Below are 22,523 nucleotides of genomic sequence, written 5' to 3' on the forward strand. Positions count from 1 at the left end.
ACAGTCCTGAGCCGGACGTCAGGAGGCGGAGAAGACCCCGATCCCGTTGGCCACCGCGCGCTCGACGCCTCCGCTGGGGTGGTTGCGCACGGTCACCGCGCTCTCGCCCTCCAGCCGGGTGACCAGCGTCGTGGAGCCGCCGCCGTCGAGGTTGAAGCCGTCGGTGGCGCCCAGCCGCCGTAGCGTGGCGGCGAGTTCGGCGAGGGTGAGACCGTGGCGGTAGGCGGCCGCGCCGTCCAGCGCGAGAAGCAGCAGGCGCCGGCCGCCGTCCTCGATGCCCACCGCCGTGCGCACGGCGGACGTCCTGTCGTCGAGGCCGGCCGACGGCACACCGCCCCGCAGGAGCGGGAAGCCGCCGATGGCGAAGCGGTACGGGATCCCGGACGAGGCCGCCACCAGCCGCTGTCGCACCTGGATCGCCTCGCCCCTGTACAGCGTGCGCAGATGCCGGGCGCCCGCCTCACGGCCGACCAGCACGGTGGTGCCGGCGGCGACGGGACCGCCACCGGGCCGGGCGGCGGTCGCGACGACCCGGCCCTTTCTGACCGTCACCTCGTAGGTGTCGGTGCTGCACGGTGCGGCCCGGTCGGTGTCGGTGCCGCAGACCGCCCGCATCCGTGAGGCCGTGCCCCAGTCCGAGGTGTACGCCCCGATGGACCCCACCGGCAGCGCGTACTGGTTCAGCCCGAGCAGGGTCAGCCGCCCGTAGGGTGTGCGCACCGAGCCGCTCAGGGACAGCCGGTCCAGCCGGGCCCTGCGGTCGGTGCCCACTCCGAGCACGTCCTGGGTGTCGGCACCCGGCGGGAGGGCGGGCCCGAAGCGCTGCCCGTTCGGTACGGCGGCCTTGAGCTCGTGCCCGCCCGCGATCGCCGGGCCGTCGCTGGAGCCGGTCGCCTCCACCCCCGGGTGCTGGGTCTCGGTGATGTCGAAGAAGTCGCCGTTGATCCCCGCGACCGCCCCGTGCGGGCCGGCGAGCCGCGAGACGGTGGCCCGGGCGGCGACGGCGCCCGGATAGAGCAGATCGACCCGGACATGGGGATCCCGCAGGTCGACGGTGACCAGATGCGCGTGGGCCGTCCCGTAGGCCGCGGGGATGTCGAACTGGCTGTACCGGATGCCGGGAGCGACCGTCCGGGTGCTCTGCGCACCAGTGGCCGGCGCCGCCCCCACGAAGGCCGCACCGGCCAGTGCGCTCCATGCCACGAGAGTTGTCAGAACCGTTCTGAGCCGTCTGTCGCGAGGCCTCATCGTTCCCCCTGATGTCTCGTCAACGTGCGCAGGACTCAGGGAAGTGCAGCAGACGGTGGTGTCCCGTGGGGTGTATCAGACGTCTACGACGCGAGAACGGATGAGAAAACGCACTCCTTCGGGTGCTTCCAAGGAGAAGCCGCTGCCCCGGCCGGCCACGACGTCGACGATCAGCCGGGTGTGGCTCCACACTTCGTACTGCTTCCTCGACATCCAGAATCCGACCGGCTCGTCGAACCCGTCGACCTCCAGCTCCGCGAGCAGGACGTCCGAGTCGCCGGTGCGGAACTCGCCCTTGGGGTAGCACATCGGCGCGCTGCCGTCACAGCACCCGCCGGACTGGTGGAACATCAGCGGGCCGTGGGTCTCCCGCAGCCGGCGCACCAGTTCGGCGGCCGCGGGGGTCAGCTCCACGCGCGGGATCATGTCCATGGTCACCCGCACAGTCCAGCACAGGACACGTTGCAACGACGTTGCGCACATGGTGACACCCGTTGCGCACGAGGTGGCGCGCCCGGGGAAGCGCGCCTACCAGGGCCGTGACGCGCCCCTGCCGCGACGCCTACCGGGACACCAGATCGCCTCGAACGGTCGCCACCACCATGGGGCGGGTTGCGGTGATGGTCACGCCCGCCACTGGGGCGGGCGCCGTCGGAAGGAGCCAGAAGGCATGTGCGGAATCGCCGGATGGGCCGACTTCGAGCGCGAGATTTCCGCCGAGCGGCCGGTCGTACGAGCCATGACGGACACCCTGGCCTGCCGAGGGCCCGACGGGGACGGCGTCTGGGTGAGTGCCCATGCGGGCTTCGGACACACCCGCAACGCGGTCATCGACATCCCCGGCGGGGGCCAACCCATGGTCGTGGAGGAGGACGGACGACTGCTCGCCGCCGTCACCTACAACGGGGAGATCTACAACTTCCGTGAGCTGCGCACCGAACTGGAGGCACGCGGCCACCGGTTCCGCACCCGCTGCGACACCGAGGTGGTGATCCGCGGGTATCTGGAGTGGGGCGAGAGGTGCGGGGAGCACTTCAACGGCATGTTCGCCTTCGGCGTCTGGGACGCCCGGAGCGAGGAACTCGTGCTGATCCGCGACCAGATGGGCATCAAGCCGCTGCTGTACAAGCTGACGCCCACCGGCATCGTCTTCGGTTCCGAGGCCAAGGCGCTGCTCTCCCACCCCGACGTCGCCACCGTGGTGGACGGCGACGGGCTGCGCGAGCTGCTCGCCCAGACCAAGTCCCCGGGCACCTCGATCTACGCCGACATCCGCGAGGTGCTCCCCGGCAGCGTGCTCCGCTTCAGCCGCAGGGGAGTCAGCGAGCACCGCTACTGGGAGCTGACCGCCCGTCCCCACACCGACGACCTGCCCACCACCGTCGCGCAGATCCGCGAGCGGCTGGAGGCCGTCGTCGCCCGGCAGCTCGTCGCCGACGTACCGCGCGGCATCCTGCTCTCCGGCGGACTCGACTCCAGTGTGCTGACCGCGCTCGCCGCCCGCTGGGTCGCCGCGCACGACGAGCCGCGGCTGCGGACCTTCTCCCTCACCCTGACCGGCGCGGACGGCTTCCGCGCCGACGAGATGCGCGGCACCTCGGACGCCCCGTACGCGGCCGAGATGGCCCGGCACGTCGGCGCCCTGCACGAGGAGATCGCGCTGCCCGCCGCCGAACTCGCCGCCCCCGAGGTCCGGCTCGCCACCATCGTCACCCAGGACATGCCGACGATGTTCGGCGACATGGACGCCTCCGCCTATCTGCTGTCCAAGGCAGTGCGCGAGAAGGCCACCATGGTCCTGTCCGGTGAGACCGCGGACGAGGTCTTCGGCGGCTTCTCGTGGGTGCACAACGAGCAGGTGGTCTCGGCCGAGACCTTCCCGTGGATGGCCATCATGCACGTCTTCGAGCCCACCCACCCCGGTCTCGGCCTCGGGCTGCTCGATCCGGGCCTGCTCCAGAAGCTCGACCTGCGCGGCTATGTGGCCCAGCGCTATCGCGAGGCCCTCGCGGACGTCCCCGTGCTGCCCGGCGAGGACGCCCATGAGCGGCGGATGCGGGAGGTCATCCATCTGCATCTGACGCGCTGGCTGGGCGTGCTCCTGGACCGCAGCGACCGGCTCGGCATGGGCCCGGCCCTGGAGATGCGGGTTCCGTACTGCGACCACGAGTTCGTCGACTACGTCTTCAACACCCCCTGGGCGATGAAGAACCACGACGGCCGTGAGAAGAGCCTGCTGCGCTCGATCGCCAAGGACCTGGTCCCGGCGTCCGTTCTCGACCGGCAGAAGAGCCCCTACCCGGTCACCCAGGACCTCGGCTACCTCACCGAACTCTGCCGTCAGCTGCGCGATGTGCTCGCCGACCCGAACGCCCCCGTGCGGCCGTTCGTCAACCTCCCGGCCGCGCGCGCCGTCGCCGCCGACCCCCAGCAGGTCGCGGGCCGCCCCGGGGTATGGGCGTGGATCTGCCGGCTGGACATCGAGATGCTTCTGAGCCTCAACATGTGGCTGGGGCACTACCGAGTGCAGGTGAACCTCTGATGTTCGGATACGGACACCCCCTCGTGCCCCGGCTGCCCGAACCGCCCGAGAGCGCCGAGGACTTCCTGCACGCCGTCGTCCGCGACGACATCGAGTTCGTCCTCGCCATGTTCGTCAACATCGACGGCAAGCCCTGCTGCAAACTCGTCCCCGCCGCGGCCGTCCCCGAACTGCTCGAGGAGGGCCTCGGCTTCGCGGGCCACGCCGTCGGCGCCATCGGCCAGTCCCCGGCGGACCCCGACCTGGTCGCCGTCCCGGACGTGTCCACGTACACCGTGCTGCCCTGGCGCACCGGCCTGGCCGCAGTCATGTGCGACCCGCACGTCGGCGGCGCCCCCTGGCCGTACGCCCCGCGGGTGATCCTGCGGCGGGGACTCGCCGCGCTCGCTGACCGGGGCATGCAGTTCAAGGTCGGCGCCGAGCCGGAGTACTTCCTCGTCCGGCGCACCCCCGGCGGGGGCATCGCGGTCGCCGACGACGAGGACACCGCGGAACTGCCGTGCTACGACGCCCGCGGACTCGGCCGCTCCCTCGACCATGTCGCGGCCGTCAGCCGGGCCCTGACCGCGCTCGGCTGGGGCAACTACTCCAACGACCACGAGGACGCGAACGGGCAGTTCGAGCACGACTTCGCGTACGCGGACGCGCTCGTCACCGCCGACCGTGTGATCCTCTTTCGCTATCTGGTGCAGATGCTGGCCCGCGAGGCGGGGCTGCTCGCGACCTTCATGCCGAAGCCCTTCGGCCATCTCACCGGCAGCGGACTGCATCTGCACATGAGCCTGTGGGACCGCGCCTCGGGCACCGAGCTCTTCCGCGGCTCCAACGACGCCCGGGGCCTCGGGATGTCCGACCTCGGGTACTCGTTCATCGGCGGGGTGCTCGCGCACGCGCCCGGGGTCGTCGGCTTCGGCTGCCCCACGGTCAACTCCTACAAGCGGCTGGCGGCGCGCGACGCGACCGCCTCCGGTTCCAGCTGGGCGCCGACCTGGGCGACGTACGGCGGGAACAACCGCACCCAGATGCTCCGGGTGCCGGCGCCGGGCCGGGTGGAGGCACGGTGCGTCGACTCCGCCGCCAACCCCTATCTGGCCATGACCGCGCTGCTCGCGGCCGGTCTGGACGGTATCGACCACGGGATGGACCCGGGGGCGCCCAACGAGGCGAACCTGGAGCGCGACGGGGGCCGGGGCGGCGCTCCCGCGCACTCCGCGCTCCCCGCGACCCTGGCCGACGCGGCCGCCGCCGTCAGCGCCGACCCTGTTCTCAGGGAGGCCTTCGGTAAGGTGTCGGGCGGCGAATTCGTCGACTACTACGCCCAGTTGAAGCAGAGCGAGTTCGACACGTACCACCGGCGGGTCGGGGACTGGGAGATCGAGCGGTACCTCACCGCGTTCTGACGGCACACCGGTCGTCCGTACGCCTTCCCGGTCATCCGAACCGTCCTGTGCGCCCCGGTCCCGCGCCTCCCGCGCGGGGCCGGGGCCGCGACGCGTGCAGCCGGCCGCCTGTCCGCGCCGGCCCCTGAACGGCCCCGACCACCGCAAGGAGTCACGCATGTCCGAAGGGTTCCAGCTGGACGCCGAGGGGAAGATCACCGCGGCGACCTCCTTCCTCATGATCCACCACGCGTTACGACGCGACGCCGTCCGCTTTCTCCACGCCCTGGCCGCCCTGAACCCGCACGACGCCGAGCAGGCGCAGCGCCTGGCCGGACACTGGAAGCTCTACCACTGGGCGCTCGCCGACCACAGCGAGAACGAGGACGACAGCCTCTTCCCGCTGGTCACCTCGCGCGCCGGCGAACTCGCGCCGGTCATGGTCGAGTTGGAGAAGGACCACGCGGACCTCGACCGCGAACTCGAGGAGATCACCCGGCAGATGGAGCGGCTGCCGGAGGCCGGTGCGATCGAGGCGGCCCGGGCCGCGACCGAGCGTCTGCGCGCGCATCTCGACCGGCATCTCGCGCTGGAGGAGAAGCACATCGTGCCGGTCCTGGTGGACCGGGTCCGGCCGGAGGAGATCGCCGGCGGCCAGGGCGGCGGCGGGGGCCGTGGCCAGGGCGGCGGCCCCGGCGGCGGACCTCAGGGCCCGGGCGGTGGACCCCAGGGCCCGGGCGGCGCGCAGGACGGTGACGGCGGCGCGTACCGGCCGCCGACCTGGCTGATCTCGGCCTGGACGGACGAGGCCCTGGACCCGGCCGTGACCGACGCGGTGCTCGCCGCGCTCCCCCCGAAGTTCCAGGAGCAGATGGGCGCCGCCCTCGGTGGCTGGCGCACCGACTACCACCGGCTCGTCGCCGAGGTCTGGCGCGACGTGCCCGCCGATCTGGCACCTGAGGCACCCTGACCCCGGTCACGAGAACGCGGGCCGGGCCGTCACAACAGGACGGGCCGGCCCGCGTCGTGGACGACGGCGGCGCCCGGGGCTCAGTACGCCAGGGAGCGGTGGACCGCGTCCACCACCCGTTCCAGCTCCGGAAGGTAGGCCCCCTCCAGACGCGACGGCGGGTACGGGGTGTCGTACCCCGTAACCCGGAGCGTCGGTGCCTGGAGGGCGTAGAAGCAGCGCTCGCCGATCGACGCGGCGAGCTCCGCGCCCGGGCCGAGGAAGCCCGGCGCCTCGTGCACCACGACCAGCCGGCCCGTCCGCACCACCGACGCGGCGACCGTGTCCGTGTCCAGCGGGGAGAGCGAGCGCAGATCGATCACCTCCGCGCTGTGCCCCTCCTGGGCGGCGGCCGTCGCCGCGTCCAGACAGACGCGCACGGTGGGTCCGTAGCCGACGAGGGTGACGTCACGGCCCGGCCGAGCCACCCGTGCCGTGTGCAGCGGCAGCAGGGCACCGGCCGCCGGGTCGAACTCCTCCCGGTCCCAGTAGCGGCGCTTGGGCTCCAGGAAGATCACCGGGTCGTCGCAGGCGACGGACTGCTGGATCATCCAGTACGCGTCGGCCGGACTCGCCGGTGAGACCACCCTCAGACCCGCGGTGTGCGCGAAGTACGCCTCGGGGGACTCGCTGTGGTGCTCCACCGCGCCGATGCCCCCGCCGTAGGGGATCCGCACGACCACCGGCATCGCCACCCGTCCGCGCGTCCGGGTGCGGATCTTGGCGAGCTGGGAGACGATCTGGTCGAACGCGGGATAGGAGAACCCGTCGAACTGGATCTCGCAGACCGGCCGGTAGCCCCGGAAGGCCAGACCCACCGCGGTACCGACGATGCCCGACTCGGCGAGCGGGGTGTCGACGACGCGGTCCTCCCCGAAGTCCTTGTGCAGTCCGTCGGTGATCCGGAAGACACCGCCGAGCCGTCCCACGTCCTCACCCATCACGAGGACCTTCCGGTCGCCCTCGAGTGCCTTGCGCAGGCCCAGGTTGAGCGCCTGGGCCAGGGTCGTCGCTGTCATGCCGGGGTCCTCCGCTCGGTCAGGATGCGTCCTCGAACTGGGCCTGGAAGGCGGTGAACTCCTCGCGCTGGGCGTCGAGGAGCGTGTGCGGGCCGGCGTAGACATGGTCGAAGATCGCCGTCGCGGGCGGGTCCGGCATCGCCCGGCAGCCGCCGCGCACCCGTACCGCCAGGGCCCCGGCCTCCTCGTCGACCTCCTTGAAGAAACCGGCGTCGGCCCGTCCGGTGGTCTCCAGATACGCCCGCATCCGGACCAGGGGGTCCTGGGCCGCCCAGTCCTCCAGCTCCTCGCCCGAGCGATAGCGCGTCGCGTCGTCGGACGTGGTGTGCGGGGCCATCCGGTAGGTGACCGCCTCGACCAGCACCGGTCCCGCCCCGGAGCGGGCGTGCTCCAGCGCGCCCCGGCCCACCGCCAGGCAGGCCAGGACATCGTTGCCGTCGACCCGGATCCCGGGGAAGCCGAAGCCCAGGGCCCGCCGGTACAGGGGCACCCGGGTCTGCCGCTCCAGGGGTTCGGAGATCGCCCACTGGTTGTTCTGGCAGTAGAAGACCACGGGGGCGCCGTAGACCGAGGCGAAGGTGAAGGCCTCGTTCACGTCGCCCTGGCTGGTCGCGCCGTCGCCGAAGCACACCAGGACCGCACCGTCCGCCCCGTCCCGCTGCATGCCCATCGCATAGCCGACGCCGTGCGGGGCGTGTCCGCCCACCACCACCTGGTAGTTGGCCATGCCCGCCTGGTGCGGGTCCCAGCAGCCGTGGGCGGTGCCCCGCCAGAAGCCGAGCATCCCCACCGGGTCCACGCCCCGGCACCAGGCGACGCCGTGCTCCCGGTAACTGGAGAAGACGAAGTCCCGCAGGTCCAGGGCCCGGCCCGCGCCGATCTGGGCCGCCTCCTGCCCGAGCAGGGAGGCCCACAGGCCGAGTTCGCCCTGTCGCTGCAGGGTGGTCGCCTCCGCGTCGAACCGCCGCACGAGCACCATGTCCCGGTACAGCGACCGCTCCTCCTCGGGGGACAGATCGAGGGGCCACCGGGGGTCCTCGACCCTGCGGCCCTCGGGGTCCAGGAGCCGTACCGGAGGCGGCTCGTCCGCCGGTCCGGGCAAGCCCGTTGTGATCATGTTCCGTCCTTTCGGCTGGGAGCGGACCCGGTCGGGGCGCTCACCCGGTGGACGCGGCGGGCCGCGCTGACCATGGCGGCGAGCGAGGCACGCACCAGGTCGGCGTCGATCCCCACCCCCCACGCCGTGCGCCCGTCCGCCACGCACTCCACATACGCGGCGGCACGCGCGTCACCGCCGGGCGCCAGCGCGTGCTCGGCGTAGTCCAGGACCCGCAGCGGCAGCCCGGCCCCGGCCAGAGCACGGGCGAAGGCGTCGACGGGACCGGTGCCCGTGCCCGTCAACTCCCGTACGGCACCGGCGAGACGAACCCGGACGGTGAGTGTCACCCGGCCGTCCGGTTCGGTGAGCAGATGGTGGGCGAGCAGTTCCAGCCCCGAGGCGCCCGGATCGCGCCCCGGCAGATACTCGGCGGTGAAGGCCGCCCAGATCTCGGCCGGGGTGACCTCGCCACCCGCCGTGTCGGTGTGCGACTGGATCACCCGGGAGAACTCGATCTGCATCCGCCGCGGCAGCCTGAGGCGGTGCTCGGCGCGCAGCACATGCGCCACCCCGCCCTTGCCGGACTGGCTGTTGACCCGGATGACCGCCTCGTAGCTGCGGCCCACGTCCCGCGGGTCGATCGGCAGATAGGGCACGGCCCACGGCAGCCGCTCCACCGGTGTGCCGGTCGTCGCGGCCGTGCGTTCCATTGCCGCGAACCCCTTGGCGATGGCGTCCTGGTGCGAGCCGGAGAACGACGTGTAGACGAGGTCGCCCGCGTACGGATGGCGCGGCGGCACCGGCAGCTGGGTGCATTCCTCGGCGACCCGGCGGATCTCGTCGATCCGGGAGAAGTCGATCCGCGGGTCGATCCCATGGCTGAAGAGGTTCAGCCCCAGGGTCACCAGGTCCACGTTCCCGGTGCGTTCGCCCTGTCCGAACAGACAGCCCTCCACCCGGTCCGCGCCGGCCAGCACCGCCAGCTCCGCCGCGGCGACGGCGGTGCCCCGGTCGTTGTGCGGGTGCACCGACAGGCACACCCACGCGCGCCGGGAGAGATGACGGCTCATCCACTCGACCTGGTCGGCGTAGAGGTTCGGGGTGGCGCGCTCGACGGTCGCGGGCAGATTGAGGATGACCTCCCGGCCGGGACCCGGCTGCCAGACGTCCATCACCGCCTCGCAGATCTCCAGCGCGAAGTCTGGTTCGGTGTCGGTGAACAGCTCCGGCGAGTACTCGAAGCCCAGCTCGGTCTCGGCGCCGAGGATCTTGTCCGCGTACGCCATCACGTGCCGGGTGCCCTCCACGGCGATCCCGGTGCAGCCGGCCCGGTCGGTGCCGAAGACGACCTGCCGGAACAGCGGGGAGGTCGCGTTGTACAGGTGCACGGTCGCCCGGTGCGCCCCGGCCACCGACTCCAGCGTGCGGGCGATCAGCTCCTCGCGGGCCTGGGTGAGGACGGAGACGGTCACGTCCTCGGGGATGGCCGCGTCCTTCACCAGGGAGCGCACGAAGTCGAAGTCGGCGCGGCTCGCGGCCGGGAAGCCGACCTCGATCTCCTTGTAGCCCATCGCCACCAGCAGGTCGAACATCCGGCGCTTGCGGGTCAGGCCCATCGGGTCGATCAGTGCCTGGTTGCCGTCGCGCAGGTCCGTGGAGAGCCAGCGCGGCGCGGTACGGGCCGTGCGCGACGGCCAGCTGCGGTCCGGAAGCTCTACCGTCGTGGGCGGCCGGTAGCGGTGGGCCGGCAGGGGACCGGGCCGCTGTCGGTCGGTCATGTCAGTGCTCCTTCGAGGTCACACGGCCACCCAGGCCACCGCGATCGCGTTCAGGGCCAGCCCCAGGAGCGCCAGCGCCGTCCGCAGGTGGTGCCAGCCGCGCCACAGCGGCCGGGGGTCCTGCCAGCCCGCCGGGATGGTGCCGGCGTCGACGAGGGCGACCTGGCGGTTGATGGGGACGTTGCACGCCCGGGAGATCACGGAGACCCCGAGCAGCAGCACCCCGGACAGCGCGAACAGCACCTGGATCCAGGCCCGGTCCACCAGCACGGCCAGCACCCAGTCGCCGAGGATCGAGGTGATCACGATGATCGGCATCATCGGGTCGTAGTTGCGGCCGAGCAGTTTGTGCACTTCCACATAGCGGTCGACGGGCAGGTCCATGGCCATCGGGATGACGCTGACGGCCACGGCGAAGAAGACCCCGGAGACGATGCCGCTGCCCAGCAGCACCAGCACGCTCAGTCCATGGGTGAAGAAGGTGCTCAACGTCTATCGCCTCCTACGCGTCTTTCGTCTCCTGGGTGCGGCAAGCGCCAGCCACCCTGGCAACGCCCGCTGGTGGGCCTCTAGGACCCGCCTGAACGCCCGGCCCGGCCCACTGTCCGGCCGCCTTCGCGTCCGGGGGCCGTACCTGCGCTTCCTTCAGACGCGCTCGATGTCCCGTAGAGCCGCCTTGGAGACCATCGCCGCACGGTCGCCGTCCGCGGGCGGCCCGGACCGCGGCAGGCCCGGGCCGGGTCCGCGCCGGACGGGGCCGACGTTCCCGAGGGAGAGGAAAGAGCGTGTTGCGAGCCAGTTGCCGCCAGGAGCCACGCTTCGGCCGCATCATCGGGGTCGGGGGCTACCGACCGCAGCGGGTCGTGGACAACGGTGAGATCTGCCGGTCCATCGACTCCAGCGAGGAGTGGATCGAGACCAGGTCGGGGATACGGCGCCGCCACTTCGCCACGCGCGAGGAGACCCACGCCGTGATGGGTGCCGCGGCGGCCGAGAAGGCCATCGCCGCGGCGGGACTCGATCCGCTGGACATCGGCTGTGTCATCGTGGCCACCACGACCAACCTGGTCTCGCTGCCCTCCGTCGCGGTGGACGTCGCCCACCGGGTGGGTGCGCGCCGGGCGGGCGCGTTCGACCTGAACGCGGCCTGCGCCGGCTTCTGTTACGCGGTCGGCACCGCCTCGGCGATGATCCGCGGCGGGGAGGCCGACCATGTCCTCGTGGTCGGGGTCGAGCGGCTGACGGACCTGGTGGACCCGACGGACCGGCAGATCGCCTTTCTGCTCGCCGACGGGGCCGGCGCCGCGGTCGTCGGACCGTCCGAGGAACCCGGGATCGGGCCGGTGGTCTGGGGAGCGGACGGCGATCAGCTGGAGGCCGTGGTCATGACCCGTTCCTGGGGCGACTACCGGCATGACGTCGCGGGCCCGCCGCCGGTGATGAGGATGGACGGACGGCGCGTCTTCCGCTGGGCGGTCGACGAGATGGCGAACACCGCCCGCGAGGCGATGAGCGCGGCCGGGGTGACGGCCGACGACCTCGCCGCCTTCATCCCGCACCAGGCCAACATGCGCATCACCGAGGTCCTCGCCAAGGAACTGGCGCTGCCCGCCCATGTCGTGGTGGCGGACGACATCGTCACCACCGGCAACACCAGTTCGGCGTCCATTCCGCTTGCCATGGAGCACATGCTGACCAGCGGCCAGGCCGCGAGCGGGGACCTCGCGCTGCTCATCGGCTTCGGCGCGGGCCTCACCTACGCGGCCCAAGTGGTGCGGCTGCCATGAGCGGACGCCCGCAACACACGGATGCCGTGGCCGGTGCCACCACCGACGCGGGGATCCCCGTGGATGCCGTGTACACCCCCGAGCGTCATCCGGTGCGTACCCCCGAGCCGCCGGGCGAGCCGCCGTTCACCCGCGGGGTACGCCCGCTGATGTACCGCGAGCGGCCGTGGGCCGTGCGCCAGCTGGCCGGGTTCGGCACACCGGAGGACACCAACCGGCGGCTGCGGCTGCTCCTGGAGCACGGGGCCACGGCCGTCAACACCGTCTTCGACTTCCCCACCAACCGCGGCTACGACAGCGACGCGCCCCTGGCCCGGGCAGACGCCGGCCAGGGCGGGGTCGCCGTCGACAGCGTGGAGGACATGCTCACGCTCTACGCCGGGATCCCGCTGGACCGGGTGAGCGTGTCGATCGTGGTCTCCCACCCGGTCGCCGCTGGTGTGGCCCTGGCCATGTACCTGGTGGCCGCCGAACGCCGCGGCTACCGGCCGGAGGCTCTTGCCGGCACCCTGCAGAACGACTTCATGATGGAGACGGTGGTCCTGACCGCGCCGAGCGTGCTGGAGCCCGCCTTCGCCTTCCGGCTGTCCACCGACGTCGTCGAGTACTGCCTGGAGCATGTGCCCCGCTGGAACGCGATCAGCTACACCGGCTACAACTACCGCGAGGCCGGCGCCGACGCCGTGCAGGAGGCCGCGCTCGTCGTGGCGCACGCGGTCGCCACCGCGGAGGAGATGGTCCGCCGCGGCCATCCCGTGGACTCCTTCGCGACCCGGCTGACCGCGTTCTTCAGCGCGGACAACGACTTCTTCGAGGAGATCGCCAAGTACCGTGCGGCGCGGCGCGTCTACGCCAGGGTGTTCGCCGAGCGTCTCGGCGCCCGGGAGCCCCGCAGCCGGATGCTGCGCTATCACGTGCAGACCGCCGGGTCCGCGCTCACCGCGCAGCAGCCCCTGAACAACGTGACCCGCGCCGCGTACCACGCGCTCGCGGCCGTGCTCGGCGGCGCCCAGTCGCTGCACGTCAGCGCCTACGACGAGGCCCTGTCCATCCCTTCGGAGAGCGCGGCGCTGACCGCCCTGCACACCCAGCACATCCTGCGCCACGAGACCGGAGTCGACCGCACGGCGGACCCGCTCGCGGGCAGCCACTACGTGGAGAGCCTCACGGACGCGGTCGAGGAGCGGGTGTGCGAACTGCTCGAGCGGATCGACGCGTTGGGCGGTCTGGTGGCCGCCGTGGAACAGGGCTGGGTGCACAAGCACCTGCTCGCCAACGCCTACGACCGCCAGCTCGCGATCGACGACGGCACCCACACGGTGGTCGGCGTCAACCGCTTCCGCTCCGACGAGCCGGTGCACATCGACCCGTTCCGGGTGCCCGCGACCCTGGAGCCGCAGCAGGACAAGCTGCGCCGGCTGCGCGCCGGCCGGGACGGGGCGCGGGTCAGGGCGGCGCTGGACGAGCTCCGCGCCGCGGCTTCCTCGGACCGCAACACCATGCCGCCCCTGCTGGACGCCGTACGGGCCGGGGCGACGCTCGGGGAGTGCTCGGAGGTCTTCCGCGTCCTCCACGGCGGCTGGCGGCAGCCGCTCATCTGACCGCACCGGGCGGCGGCCGTCCGCCGCCCGCAGTCTCCGAACCGCCCCCGTCCCGAACCGCCGTTGTCTTCGCACCGGCGTTCCGCAGCCATATGAGGAGAGCCAAGTGGACCGCATTCGCGTCGTGATGGCCAAGCCCGGCCTCGACTCCCACTACCGGGGGACCATGGTCGTCAGCCGCTATCTGGTGCAGCAGGGCATGGAGGTCGTCTACGTCGGCAACCAGACGGCCGAGCAGATCGTACGGACCGTGCTGACCGAGGACGCCCAGGTGCTCGGGCTGTCGAGCCTGTCGGGCAACCATCTGACGACCGTGCCGCCCATCCTGGCCGGACTGCGTTCCTCCGGACTGCACGACGTGCTGGTCGTCCTTGGCGGAATTGTGCCCTCCGCCGATGCGGAGGTGTTGCGCGCGGCCGGGGTGCACGAGATCTTCGGACCGGGAAGTGAGCTGGTCACCATCGCGCAGACGATCAGGGACGGGGTCGCGCGACGCGCCGCCCAGGAGGCTTCCGCCATTACCGAAGGTATCGCGATGGCCTGAGATGGCCTTTAGAACGCTTCCAGACAACGGTGTTTCGATCGAGCTGCCTGGCCGGTCCGGACCGGATCCGCGTCCGCATCCGCATCCATCCGGGCACCGGAGCGAGACGTACACCGACGGGAGGCACGGGCCAGATGAAGCACCTCGGGGGTCGGGCGGAGCGTGGCGGTGGCGCGGCGGAGTCCTCGGGCGCCGCCGAGCCACGGCTGTTCATCTGGTCGGCGCCGGACGAGAAGGGAGAAACGGTCCTCCGGGAGGAACTCGCCGCCTGGTTGCAGAAGACGGCGCCCGAGAAGTTCGGCGACACCGCCGACGCGACGGTCCGCCGCTTCGGCGGAGCCCGTACCTCGCACCACACCGTGCGCGGCGCGGTGGTGGCGCGGGACGCCGAGCGCGCGGTCGCCCTGCTGCGCTCGGCCCGTTCGGAAGCCCGCACCCGCCGCGGCTCCGGGCCACGCCCCATCGCCCTGCTCTTCCCGGGTCATGGCTCCCAGCAGCCCCGGATGGGGGCCGGGCTGTACCGCCGCGACCCCGCGTTCACCGCGGCCATGGACGAGTTCTTCGCCGGATACGAGGCCGCCGGGGGCAAGCCGCTGACCGAGGAGTGGCTCGCCGAGGACCCGAGCGTCTCCATCGACTCCGGCGAGCTGGGCCAGCCGCTGCTGTACGCGGTCGGCCTGGCGCTGGCCCGGATGGTGGAGAGCTGGGGCCCGAGGCCGACGGCCCTGCTCGGGCACAGCATCGGCGAGCTCGCGGCGGCCACCGTCTCGGGTGTGCTCGGGGCGGACGACGGGTCCCGGCTGATGGCCGCGCGGTCCCACACCTACGCGCCGGTTCCGGCCGGCGGACTGCTCGCCGTCGCCGCATCCGTCCAGGAACTCGCCCCCTACGCGGTGGGCGAGGTGAGCGTGGCGGTGGTCAACGGGCCACGGCAGACGGTGCTGGGCGCCCCCGAGGGGCAACTCGCCGAGGTGGAGCGGAGGTTGCGTGCGGACGGCTTCCTCGCCCGGCGCGCCCGCATCCCCCAGCCCTTCCACACCCCGCACGCGCTGGTCGCGGCCGAGCTGTTCGAACCGGCCTTCTCGGACGTGCGGTTGACGCCGCCCGTCGTACCGCTCTACTCGTCGGCCACCGGGGCCCGGGTGGGCGAGGAGGAGGCGACCCGGCCGCGGTTCTGGGCGCGTCAGATGTCCGACCCGGTGTTCTTCGGACCGGCCCTCGACACCCTGCTCTCCGACGACGAGGTCCTGCTGGTCGAGGCCGGCCCCGGCCGGGCCCTGACCACTCTGGCCCTGCGCCATCCCGCGGTCGCGCGGGGCGACAGCGACGCGGTCGCCCTGCTGCCCGCGAGAGGAGACGCCACCGGGAGCGCGGATCGCGAGGAGGCCCTCTGGGCCGCGGCCCGGCTGTGGACGGAGGGGCACTCCCTCGACTGGCGGGCGGTTAACGCCATGGCAAAATTCCGACTGCCGGTTTGAAGTACTTCCTCCCTTTACTCAGGCCCTCTTGAGCGGTCGTTTTCCGTATGGATAGCCTGCGGAGTCGAATCTCTGTGGTTACCGGACGGTAGCGCTCTTCTATGTCTGCTTTTCGTCAGGAAATGTGGTTCAACGTTCATGAATCCCGTTACCGCTGCTGTGAACACGGCACGTCCCGCGGAAGTTGAGTGCGGCTCAGTGTCGGGAATGGATCATCCAATCCGGATGGGGGAAACATGGAGTTCGCGGTGTTGGGCACGCTGATGGCCAGAGAAGGGGACGTCGACTGCACTCCCAGTGCACCCAAACTGCGCAGAGTGCTGGCGACTCTGCTGCTGCGCGCCAACAAGCTGGTACTCACGGAGACGCTGGCCGAGGAGCTCTGGCAGCACAACCCGCCGCCCACCGCGATGGCGACCCTTCAGACGTATGTCTATCAGTTGCGCAAATCCCTGGGGGCCGACGGCCGTGATCGGGAAGGAATGATTCGAACCCGAACCGACCCTTCCGGATATGTGCTGAACGTGGACCCCGAAAAAGTCGACCTAGTACGCTTCCGAACCCTGCTGGGTCAAGGCCGACGCGCCCTGGAAGAGCATCGTCCGGAAAGGGCCTCCGATCTTCTCCACCGGGCACTGTCCCTGTGGCAGGGGCCGGTATTCGGAGGCGTCCGTAGCGGCCCCGTGCTCGAGGGGCACGCGGCGTATCTGGAGGAGGAGCGGATGAACGCCCTGGAGCTACGGATCGACGCCGACCTGCGGATCGGCCGCCACCGGGAACTCGTCTCCGAGCTGAAGTCGCTCACGGTCGCCCATCCCCTCCATGAGTGGTTCCAGAGCCGATTAATGATCGCTCTGCATCTGTCGTCCCGGCGGGGCGAGGCCCTGGAGACCTTCCACCGCTACCGTCACGTCCTTCAGGAGGAGCTCGGTCTTGAGCCCAACCACGAGATACAGCAGGTCCAGAGGGACATACTCAACTGCGAGCCGACGAGCTGGTACGGGATAGACCGCGTCTACCCCTCCGTCCGCTGAACCGTAGATCGCTCACTCGCTCACGCACGATCCGCCGCAGCACGGCAACGTCCCCACGCCGCTCGTGCCCCGCACGAGACACCCCTGCAGACGCGAAGGCCCGCCGCCGTCCCAGGCGCGGGCCTTCTGGCGTGCTCGTACCCCGTCAGAACCGTTCCACCAGGAGCTCCCAGGCCCGGCGTTCGGCCTCGGTGAGCAGGGTGTCGGGCGGCGGCGCCCACAGCGGTGCGGGGGCCGGCCGCAAGGGGGCCCGGTGGCCGCGTCGTACGCGGGAAGCCTTGCTGATCAGAGCCGCGAGATGGGCGGGCGGCACCGCGCCGTGGTACGCCCCGAGCATGATCAGCCCGTCGACGGCGGTCCGCCCCACGCTCCGCAGGGCGCGCACCAGCCGGCGAGGGCCGGGGATCGGCAGCATGGCAGGTCCTCCGATGGACGTGCGGAAGCCGGGGCGGGGTGACGAGTCATCACCTCCGCCCCGGGAGCGGGGAGTTCTCAGTAGGTCGCGCGGACCGCGTACATGTCCCAGGGGCGGCGGGTACGGTCCTGGTAGGGCCGCAGTCCAGCCGTCTGGCCCTTGTGCTCGGGGCCCTCGTCCCAGGCGTGGAAGGCTTCGAAGCTCTCCCACTCGCTCATCACCGCGAACGCGTCGTCCTCGATCAGCGAGTGCAGCAGCTCGTTGCCGAGCAGCCCCGGGGTGTCCGCGAGGGTCTTGCTGATCTCGTGGTACGCCCGCTCGATGACCTCCGGTCCCTCGGCGGGCGCCCGGCAGAACAGCAGGATGCGGATCCGGTCGCTCACCCGGTCACCGCCCGCGGCTTGTCCAGCGCGTGCACCACCGTCATGGTCCACATGGCACCGCCGGAACGGTACGGGTGCAGCCTGGTGCGGTGCTCCAGGTGCTGGTCGCTCTGCTCGAACTCGCGGAAGCTGGGCTCGTCCACCCACTCGCTGAGGATGTAGTAGACGTGCTCGTCCTCGTCGCTCCGCATCAGCCACTGGCCCAGATTGGCGGGGTGCCCGGTGACCCCGGTCCCCACGTCCAGCCAGGTGCGCTCGAAGTCCTCCGCCATACCGGGCTTGATCTCGGCCCGCAGCAGGACCCGGAAGCTTCCGGTCGCCATGGCTCAGATCCCCCCGTCGACGTGGAGCGTCTCGCCGGTGACGTACGCCGACAGATCGCTCGCCAGGAACAGCACGGCACCGGCGATCTCGTCGGGGCGGCCCAGCCGGCCCATGCCGGTCAGGCCCCGGTAGCGGGTCTGGACGCGCTCCAGCTCCTCCGGGGACGCCTTCTCGAACTCCTCGGTCTCGATGACACCCGGGGCGACCAGATTGACCCGGATGCCCTTCGGGCCCAGCTCCTTCATCAGCGAGCGGGTCAGGCCGATCAGTCCGGCCTTGGCCGCCGTGTAGTGGGCGCGCAGCGGGATGCCGACGACGGCGGCGCGCGAGCCGACGGTGATGATCGAGGAGCCCTCCTTCAGCAGCGGCAGCGCCTTCTGGATCACCAGGAAGGGCGCGGTCAGATTGGTGTCGATCACCCGCCGCCACTCGTCCAGCGGAAGCTCCGCGAACGGCACATGGCTGATCACCCCGGCGTTGTTGACCAGCACGTCCAGCGCGCCGAGCCGCGCCTCCGTCTCGTCGACGAGCCGCGCCACGGCCTCCGGGTCGCTGACGTCCGCCTTGAGGACGTGGTGGTCGCCGCCGATGGCGGCGAGTTCCTTGACCAGGCCCTCGACCGCCTCGCTGTCGCTGCGGTAGCAGGTGACGACCTTGGCGCCGGCCCGCGCGAACGCCAGGACGATGCCGCGGCCGATCCCGCGGGTGCCGCCGGTGACGAGCACCCTCTTTCCGGTCAGATCGACGTCCATGGTGATGCCTTTCTCGTGATGGTCGGTGCGGGGTCGTCGGACGCCGTACGGCGCCCGGTCACGGGACGGGACGGCACTCCAGGACCGTCCACCGGCCCTGGACGGGCTCGTTGACCAGGTCGAAGCCGGCGGCGGTGAGCAGCTCCCGCCACTCGTGCAGGGTCCGCTCACGCCCGCCGAAGCGGAGCATCATGTCGAGATCGAGGAACTTGCCCTGGTCCCACTGGTTCGGCGGGGCCAGCACATGGTCGAGGACGATCAGCCGGGCCTCGGACCGGTCCCCGATCGCGGTACGGACGCCTCGCAGGATGCGTACGGCGTCCTCGGCGCCCCAGTCGTGCAGGACCTGCTTGAGCAGATACGCGTCGCAACCGGCGGGCAGCGGCCCGAAGAAGTCACCGGGCACCACCTCGACCCGGTCGGCGACCCCCGCCTCGGCGAGGTGCTCGGGCGCCCCGGCGACCACGGAGGGCTGGTCGAAGAGCAGACCGCGGGCCCCCGGCACGTTCTGCAGGACGGCACCGAGGAAGTACCCGCGACCGCCCCCGATGTCCGCGATGCTGGCGAAGCGCGAGAAGTCGTACTGCGACAGGAACAGATGCGTGGTCGAGCGGCTCATCTGGGTCATCGCCCGGTCGAACAGACCGCCCGCCTCCGGATGGCCTCCGAGGTACGCGAAGAATCCCTGCCCGAAGACATGCTCGAACGACGGTTCCCCGGTGCGGACCGTGTGCAGGATCTCGCCGTACGGCAGGCGCACCGACTCGGAGCTGTTGTACAGCACCAGGTCGCGCACGCTGAACGGGATGTCGCTGCGCAGGCCCACCGTGAGGTCCGTCTCGGCGAAGCGCCGGCCGGGCTCCTCGGCGACCACCCCGAACGCCGCGGCGCAGCGCAGCACCCGGTACAGGGAGTCGGCATGGGTGCCGGTCTTCTCGGCGAGGCGCTCCACCTCCAGCGGCCCGTCGGCGAGATGGTCGGCGATCCGCAGTTCCGCCAGCACGTACAGCACCTCGGAGACCCGTCGCCCGTTGGTCAGCAGGACGAGCCGTACCGGGGCGGGCAGCGACTCCGGATCGGGAGGTCCACCGGTCATGGGTGCCACGCTCATGGGCGATCAGCCCTTTCTGAGAGGCCGTTGACGGACCCCGGGAGGTCCTTCGGGAGGGATGTCAGAGGAGGGTGCCGGTGACGGCGACGAGAACCGCGAGGGAGCACACCACCAGCGCGGTCCGCACCCGGTTCCAGTTGCTCCACCGCACCCGGGGGTCGAGTTGCTCCCAGTTCGCGGGCAGCCGACCGGGGTCCACCGTGGCGATCCAGCGGTTGATCGGCACGTTCTTGGTCAGCGAGACGACGATCGCGCCGACCAGCAGCAGCGCGGAGAGCGTGAACAGAGTGCTCGCGCGCGCCGTGGGCGCCGCGAAAGCGAGCGCCACGTCGCACACGAGCGCGGTGAGCATGCACGCGGGCATGAACGGGTCGAAGCGGGTCACCATGAACTGGTGCGTGGGCACGTACCGTTCCGTCGGCAGGGACAGCAGCAGTGGCGCCCCGCCCAGGACCGCGATCATCATCCCGCCCGCCGCGAGGCCGTTGCCCATCAGGGCGAAGGGGAGCAGCACGCGTACGACGCCCACGGTCAGTCCCGCCGCCAGGTGTAGAACGGCTGCGCCATCGCGTCCTTGGGCTCCGCCCAGGCCGGGTCGTAGGGGCGCATGTACTGGGCCAGCTTCTCGTGGATGTCCTGGTAGAGCGGGTGGCTGCGGGCCTTGTAGAGGTCCGGCTGGATGTCCTGGTCCGACTCCACGAGGTGGAAGTACAGATCGTGGAAGCGGAACAGGGTGCGCCGCCTGGCGCCGATGAGGTGCGGCAGATCCGACGCGTCCGACTCGGCGAATATCTTCGCCACCGCGGGGGCGTCGGCCGGGTCCATTCGGGCGACGATGAGCGTCCGGTCGGTGTGTTCCATGGGCGGTCTCCCTCTGCAGGCCCGCGGCGTCGGTCGGCGACCGGTCCCCGGAGCGCCGTGGCCGGCGGGCCGAGCGGTCAAGGCGCGAGGCCCCGGCTGTGGTCGGGCGCCATCGTGACAACGCGAAGTCCAAGGGTTCTCAAGACCGTCTGAAGCGACTTGTAGGGCCTGAGGCTGTGAGGGTGGGGGACGGCGGCGGGTAGGGGTGTGGCTCGGGTGCCCGGGGTGTGTTGATGGCGCCGCCTCGCCCGACCGACAGACTCCTGACCGTCCCCAGACCGCCTCCGGCTGTCCTTGCAGCCGGGCTGCGCCCATGCCGCGCCCCGGCCGTCTTCGCCGTCAGTTGATCGGCTATGACGTCGTCCGACGTCAATGCCGACAGAGCGCCGCCCAAGCCGTCCTCCGACCGTCTGGAGGGCATCCCCCGACCGTTTTGCCGCCCGACGCTCGGACTCTGGCTGCCACCCCCGCAGGCCGTCCTGCGGCCGCCATGGCCGGCCCTCGGTCGTCGATGCCATGATTTGGATGTCATTGCCAGAAGATCTCTGGCAATGGGGTCGCTCTTCCGTCCTGCCGTCCGACAACCGTTCAAGTCATCCGCCGGCCGCGTGCCCGCCTCCCCCGGCCATCTGGCCGTCCTTCGGCTTCTCCGGCTGTCCGCGCGTCCGCTTCCCGCATGCCGTCGGCCGGCCAAGGCCGTTCCACGGCTGCCTCGCGGTTCGCCGATCGCTTTTGCCGCCCACAAGGCGTCTTCGCCGCGCAGCACCCGGCAAAGGCGTCCCTCGACCGTCCAAGCCATCCCCCAGCCGTCTGACCCATCCCCCTCACCGTCTTGCCGTCCCTCGACCTCCCCGGCCGAGTACCGCTGTCTCGGCGCCCCGCCTCCTGTCGTGCCCCGGCCGTCTGCGCCAGGCATCGATCGCCTTGGACGTTGTCCAGCCGCCTAATCAGGCCATCAACCGTCCATGGCGCATCGCGCGACCGTCCAGCCGTCCTTCGGTCTCGCTGCCGGGCCCGGCAGTCCCTGGCGGCGTCCGACCGCCTTCGCCGTGCACTTGCCGTCTTCGCCGCCAGTCGACCGGTTTTGACGACCTTCACATCGCATTGGCACCGACAAATCCGCATTCACGACCTTCAACTGCCTTGGCCGTTCCCCAGCCGCCCAAGGCGTCTCCCAGCCGCCTGATGCGGCCGATGCCTCGCCGTCCTTCGGCCTCCCCAGCCGACAAGGGCCTCTCGCCTCCCGGCAGGGACTCCGCGGGGCCCCGGTGTTCCGGAGCGGAGCGGCCCGGCTTCAGACGTTTCCGATCGGGCGTGGACCGGGCGGCTGCACGATCCGTCACAGACAAGCCCACCGGCGGACAGGGAGCGTCATGGCTTTCATCGCGATCAGCTACAAGGTCCGGACGGGCCACGAGGAGGAGATCGCCGACATCTTCTCCGAGCGGAACTTCAAGCGGGCCGACTCCGCCGAGTACCGCGACGAACAGGGCCGGGCGGCCGGCCGCAACGTCTCCACCGGGCTGTTCATCCAGGGCGAGTTCATGACCCGGGTGGTGCAGTTCGAGGGCGACCTGCGCCAGATCGGCCCGCACATGGGTGCTCAGGAGGGCGTGAAGGAGGCGGAGCGCCGGCTCTCGCCGTATCTCCAGCAGCCGCGCGACACACAGACGGTGGAGGGGTTCCGGGAGTACTTCCAGAACGCCCTGATGCAGTGCGTCTTCCAGGAGGCCCGGGCCGAGCGCTCGGCACAGCTGGCCGCGTGGACCTACCGCGTCACCCCCGGCCAGGACGACGCGCTCGGCGAGGTCTTCGAGAAGGCCCAGGGCACGCTCTTCGACGGGGCCGCAGGCCCGCTGCTCGCGTCGGCCGCCTTCGTCAAGGACGACTACCTGGTGTGGGCGGTGCAGTACGAGGGCGAACTCGGCCCCGTGGTCGAGCAGTTGACCGCCAGCGGCGTCGCCGCACAGACCCAGGAGGGCCTGCTGCCGTACCTCGCCGACCGGCGGGACGCGACGGGGCCCGAGGAGTTCGGCGCGGCAACCATGCGGCGCCTGCAGATGCTCTCCGCGGACGTCTCATAAGGACCCGCGGCCCGAGCGTCCCGACCGCCCGTCGCGGAGAACCATGGCGACGGGCGGTCGGCTGTGCCGTGCGCG

General features: G+C 71.4%; 22 protein-coding genes. 9 read left to right on the forward strand and 13 right to left on the reverse strand.

What is annotated here, in order from left to right:
* Positions 1 to 18: 18 nt before the first annotated feature.
* The gene (locus ACFYX0_RS27865) at positions 19 to 1,248 is read right to left on the reverse strand and encodes a phosphodiester glycosidase family protein (RefSeq protein WP_388974074.1); all 1,230 of its coding nucleotides are present in this window, start codon (positions 1,246 to 1,248) and stop codon (positions 19 to 21) included.
* A gap of 75 nt (positions 1,249 to 1,323) precedes the next feature.
* Positions 1,324 to 1,680 (reverse strand): DUF779 domain-containing protein, encoded by a 357-nt coding sequence (locus ACFYX0_RS27870; RefSeq protein ID WP_355908292.1) that lies wholly within the window; start codon positions 1,678 to 1,680, stop codon positions 1,324 to 1,326.
* 238 nt (positions 1,681 to 1,918) lie between these two features.
* Between ACFYX0_RS27870 and asnB the strand changes: the two genes are divergently transcribed.
* From asnB to ACFYX0_RS27885, 3 genes are all read left to right on the forward strand, one after another.
* On the forward strand, positions 1,919 to 3,790 hold the full coding sequence (gene asnB, locus ACFYX0_RS27875; protein ID WP_388974076.1) for an asparagine synthase (glutamine-hydrolyzing): 1,872 nt from the start codon (positions 1,919 to 1,921) through the stop codon (positions 3,788 to 3,790).
* Positions 3,790 to 5,190 carry a type III glutamate--ammonia ligase gene (gene glnT / locus ACFYX0_RS27880; RefSeq protein ID WP_355908042.1) on the forward strand — a complete coding sequence of 467 codons (1,401 nt, stop codon included), beginning with the start codon at positions 3,790 to 3,792 and terminating at the stop codon, positions 5,188 to 5,190. The genes asnB and glnT overlap by 1 nt, the downstream gene beginning before the upstream one ends.
* Positions 5,191 to 5,347: 157 nt before the next feature.
* Positions 5,348 to 6,139, forward strand: a complete 792-nt coding sequence (locus ACFYX0_RS27885; protein ID WP_388974077.1) for a hemerythrin domain-containing protein — start codon at positions 5,348 to 5,350, stop codon at positions 6,137 to 6,139.
* Positions 6,140 to 6,219: 80 nt separating this feature from the next.
* Here ACFYX0_RS27885 and ACFYX0_RS27890 read toward each other — a convergent pair whose 3' ends face one another.
* From ACFYX0_RS27890 to ACFYX0_RS27905, 4 genes are read right to left on the reverse strand one after another with little or no spacing between them, the layout of a single operon-like run.
* Positions 6,220 to 7,197, reverse strand: a complete 978-nt coding sequence (locus tag ACFYX0_RS27890; protein ID WP_388974079.1) for an alpha-ketoacid dehydrogenase subunit beta — start codon at positions 7,195 to 7,197, stop codon at positions 6,220 to 6,222.
* A 19-nt stretch (positions 7,198 to 7,216) separates the two neighbouring features.
* Positions 7,217 to 8,314 carry a pyruvate dehydrogenase (acetyl-transferring) E1 component subunit alpha gene (gene pdhA, locus ACFYX0_RS27895; protein ID WP_388974081.1) on the reverse strand — a complete coding sequence of 366 codons (1,098 nt, stop codon included), beginning with the start codon at positions 8,312 to 8,314 and terminating at the stop codon, positions 7,217 to 7,219.
* Positions 8,311 to 10,074, reverse strand: a complete 1,764-nt coding sequence (gene leuA, locus ACFYX0_RS27900; protein WP_388974083.1) for a 2-isopropylmalate synthase — start codon at positions 10,072 to 10,074, stop codon at positions 8,311 to 8,313. The genes pdhA and leuA overlap by 4 nt, the downstream gene beginning before the upstream one ends.
* A gap of 18 nt (positions 10,075 to 10,092) precedes the next feature.
* Positions 10,093 to 10,563, reverse strand: coding sequence for a DUF1772 domain-containing protein (locus tag ACFYX0_RS27905; RefSeq protein ID WP_311691490.1), 471 nt, complete (start codon positions 10,561 to 10,563; stop codon positions 10,093 to 10,095).
* A 296-nt stretch (positions 10,564 to 10,859) separates the two neighbouring features.
* Here ACFYX0_RS27905 and ACFYX0_RS27910 point away from each other — a divergent pair, with 296 nt between their 5' ends.
* The 5 genes from ACFYX0_RS27910 to ACFYX0_RS27930 all read left to right on the forward strand — a co-directional run bounded on the left by ACFYX0_RS27910 (position 10,860) and on the right by ACFYX0_RS27930 (position 16,518).
* Positions 10,860 to 11,861 (forward strand): beta-ketoacyl-ACP synthase III, encoded by a 1,002-nt coding sequence (locus ACFYX0_RS27910; RefSeq protein ID WP_388974085.1) that lies wholly within the window; start codon positions 10,860 to 10,862, stop codon positions 11,859 to 11,861.
* Complete coding sequence (locus tag ACFYX0_RS27915) at positions 11,858 to 13,462, forward strand: methylmalonyl-CoA mutase (RefSeq protein WP_388974087.1); 1,605 nt, start codon at positions 11,858 to 11,860, stop codon at positions 13,460 to 13,462. Before ACFYX0_RS27910 ends, ACFYX0_RS27915 begins: the two co-directional genes overlap by 4 nt.
* A gap of 106 nt (positions 13,463 to 13,568) precedes the next feature.
* A complete protein-coding gene (locus tag ACFYX0_RS27920) occupies positions 13,569 to 14,006 on the forward strand; it encodes a cobalamin-dependent protein (RefSeq protein WP_355908022.1) in 438 nt (145 codons plus the stop codon).
* Positions 14,007 to 14,140: 134 nt separating this feature from the next.
* Positions 14,141 to 15,484, forward strand: coding sequence for an acyltransferase domain-containing protein (locus ACFYX0_RS27925; protein ID WP_388974089.1), 1,344 nt, complete (start codon positions 14,141 to 14,143; stop codon positions 15,482 to 15,484).
* 236 nt (positions 15,485 to 15,720) lie between these two features.
* Positions 15,721 to 16,518 carry an AfsR/SARP family transcriptional regulator gene (locus ACFYX0_RS27930; RefSeq protein WP_355908016.1) on the forward strand — a complete coding sequence of 266 codons (798 nt, stop codon included), beginning with the start codon at positions 15,721 to 15,723 and terminating at the stop codon, positions 16,516 to 16,518.
* Positions 16,519 to 16,663: 145 nt separating this feature from the next.
* Here the strand turns inward: ACFYX0_RS27930 and ACFYX0_RS27935 are convergent, their stop codons facing one another.
* The 7 genes from ACFYX0_RS27935 to ACFYX0_RS27965 all read right to left on the reverse strand — a co-directional run bounded on the left by ACFYX0_RS27935 (position 16,664) and on the right by ACFYX0_RS27965 (position 20,364).
* Positions 16,664 to 16,933 (reverse strand): hypothetical protein, encoded by a 270-nt coding sequence (locus ACFYX0_RS27935; protein WP_355908013.1) that lies wholly within the window; start codon positions 16,931 to 16,933, stop codon positions 16,664 to 16,666.
* Between the two features lie 77 nt (positions 16,934 to 17,010).
* The gene (locus ACFYX0_RS27940; RefSeq protein ID WP_311691502.1) at positions 17,011 to 17,316 is read right to left on the reverse strand and encodes an antibiotic biosynthesis monooxygenase; all 306 of its coding nucleotides are present in this window, start codon (positions 17,314 to 17,316) and stop codon (positions 17,011 to 17,013) included.
* The gene (locus tag ACFYX0_RS27945) at positions 17,313 to 17,639 is read right to left on the reverse strand and encodes an antibiotic biosynthesis monooxygenase family protein (RefSeq protein ID WP_311691504.1); all 327 of its coding nucleotides are present in this window, start codon (positions 17,637 to 17,639) and stop codon (positions 17,313 to 17,315) included. The genes ACFYX0_RS27940 and ACFYX0_RS27945 overlap by 4 nt, the downstream gene beginning before the upstream one ends.
* A 3-nt stretch (positions 17,640 to 17,642) precedes the next feature.
* Positions 17,643 to 18,392, reverse strand: a complete 750-nt coding sequence (locus ACFYX0_RS27950) for an SDR family NAD(P)-dependent oxidoreductase (RefSeq protein WP_311691506.1) — start codon at positions 18,390 to 18,392, stop codon at positions 17,643 to 17,645.
* 58 nt (positions 18,393 to 18,450) lie between these two features.
* Positions 18,451 to 19,488 carry a methyltransferase gene (locus ACFYX0_RS27955; protein WP_388974091.1) on the reverse strand — a complete coding sequence of 346 codons (1,038 nt, stop codon included), beginning with the start codon at positions 19,486 to 19,488 and terminating at the stop codon, positions 18,451 to 18,453.
* Between the two features lie 76 nt (positions 19,489 to 19,564).
* Complete coding sequence (locus ACFYX0_RS27960) at positions 19,565 to 20,032, reverse strand: DUF1772 domain-containing protein (RefSeq protein WP_311691510.1); 468 nt, start codon at positions 20,030 to 20,032, stop codon at positions 19,565 to 19,567.
* Between the two features lie 2 nt (positions 20,033 to 20,034).
* Positions 20,035 to 20,364 (reverse strand): TcmI family type II polyketide cyclase, encoded by a 330-nt coding sequence (locus ACFYX0_RS27965; protein ID WP_311691512.1) that lies wholly within the window; start codon positions 20,362 to 20,364, stop codon positions 20,035 to 20,037.
* Between the two features lie 1,373 nt (positions 20,365 to 21,737).
* Here ACFYX0_RS27965 and ACFYX0_RS27970 point away from each other — a divergent pair.
* Positions 21,738 to 22,448: a SchA/CurD-like domain-containing protein gene (locus tag ACFYX0_RS27970; RefSeq protein WP_388974093.1), complete on the forward strand. Its 711-nt coding sequence runs from the start codon at positions 21,738 to 21,740 to the stop codon at positions 22,446 to 22,448.
* Positions 22,449 to 22,523 lie beyond the last annotated feature (75 nt).

The organism is Streptomyces sp. NPDC002573 (genome assembly GCF_042889625.1).
Lineage (GTDB): Bacteria > Actinomycetota > Actinomycetes > Streptomycetales > Streptomycetaceae > Streptomyces > Streptomyces gibsoniae.

Coding starts and splice junctions, on each gene's coding strand:
- pdhA (WP_388974081.1), bottom strand. CDS start 8,314: ATGATCACAACGGGCTTGCCCGGACCGGCGGACGAGCCGCCTCCGGTA.
- ACFYX0_RS27865 (WP_388974074.1), bottom strand. CDS start 1,248: ATGAGGCCTCGCGACAGACGGCTCAGAACGGTTCTGACAACTCTCGTG.
- ACFYX0_RS27870 (WP_355908292.1), bottom strand. CDS start 1,680: ATGGACATGATCCCGCGCGTGGAGCTGACCCCCGCGGCCGCCGAACTG.
- ACFYX0_RS27890 (WP_388974079.1), bottom strand. CDS start 7,197: ATGACAGCGACGACCCTGGCCCAGGCGCTCAACCTGGGCCTGCGCAAG.
- ACFYX0_RS27950 (WP_311691506.1), bottom strand. CDS start 18,392: ATGGACGTCGATCTGACCGGAAAGAGGGTGCTCGTCACCGGCGGCACC.
- ACFYX0_RS27915 (WP_388974087.1), top strand. CDS start 11,858: ATGAGCGGACGCCCGCAACACACGGATGCCGTGGCCGGTGCCACCACC.
- glnT (WP_355908042.1), top strand. CDS start 3,790: ATGTTCGGATACGGACACCCCCTCGTGCCCCGGCTGCCCGAACCGCCC.
- ACFYX0_RS27935 (WP_355908013.1), bottom strand. CDS start 16,933: ATGCTGCCGATCCCCGGCCCTCGCCGGCTGGTGCGCGCCCTGCGGAGC.
- ACFYX0_RS27925 (WP_388974089.1), top strand. CDS start 14,141: ATGAAGCACCTCGGGGGTCGGGCGGAGCGTGGCGGTGGCGCGGCGGAG.
- ACFYX0_RS27930 (WP_355908016.1), top strand. CDS start 15,721: ATGGAGTTCGCGGTGTTGGGCACGCTGATGGCCAGAGAAGGGGACGTC.
- ACFYX0_RS27885 (WP_388974077.1), top strand. CDS start 5,348: ATGTCCGAAGGGTTCCAGCTGGACGCCGAGGGGAAGATCACCGCGGCG.
- ACFYX0_RS27945 (WP_311691504.1), bottom strand. CDS start 17,639: ATGGCGACCGGAAGCTTCCGGGTCCTGCTGCGGGCCGAGATCAAGCCC.
- asnB (WP_388974076.1), top strand. CDS start 1,919: ATGTGCGGAATCGCCGGATGGGCCGACTTCGAGCGCGAGATTTCCGCC.
- leuA (WP_388974083.1), bottom strand. CDS start 10,074: ATGACCGACCGACAGCGGCCCGGTCCCCTGCCGGCCCACCGCTACCGG.
- ACFYX0_RS27955 (WP_388974091.1), bottom strand. CDS start 19,488: ATGACCGGTGGACCTCCCGATCCGGAGTCGCTGCCCGCCCCGGTACGG.
- ACFYX0_RS27970 (WP_388974093.1), top strand. CDS start 21,738: ATGGCTTTCATCGCGATCAGCTACAAGGTCCGGACGGGCCACGAGGAG.
- ACFYX0_RS27965 (WP_311691512.1), bottom strand. CDS start 20,364: ATGGAACACACCGACCGGACGCTCATCGTCGCCCGAATGGACCCGGCC.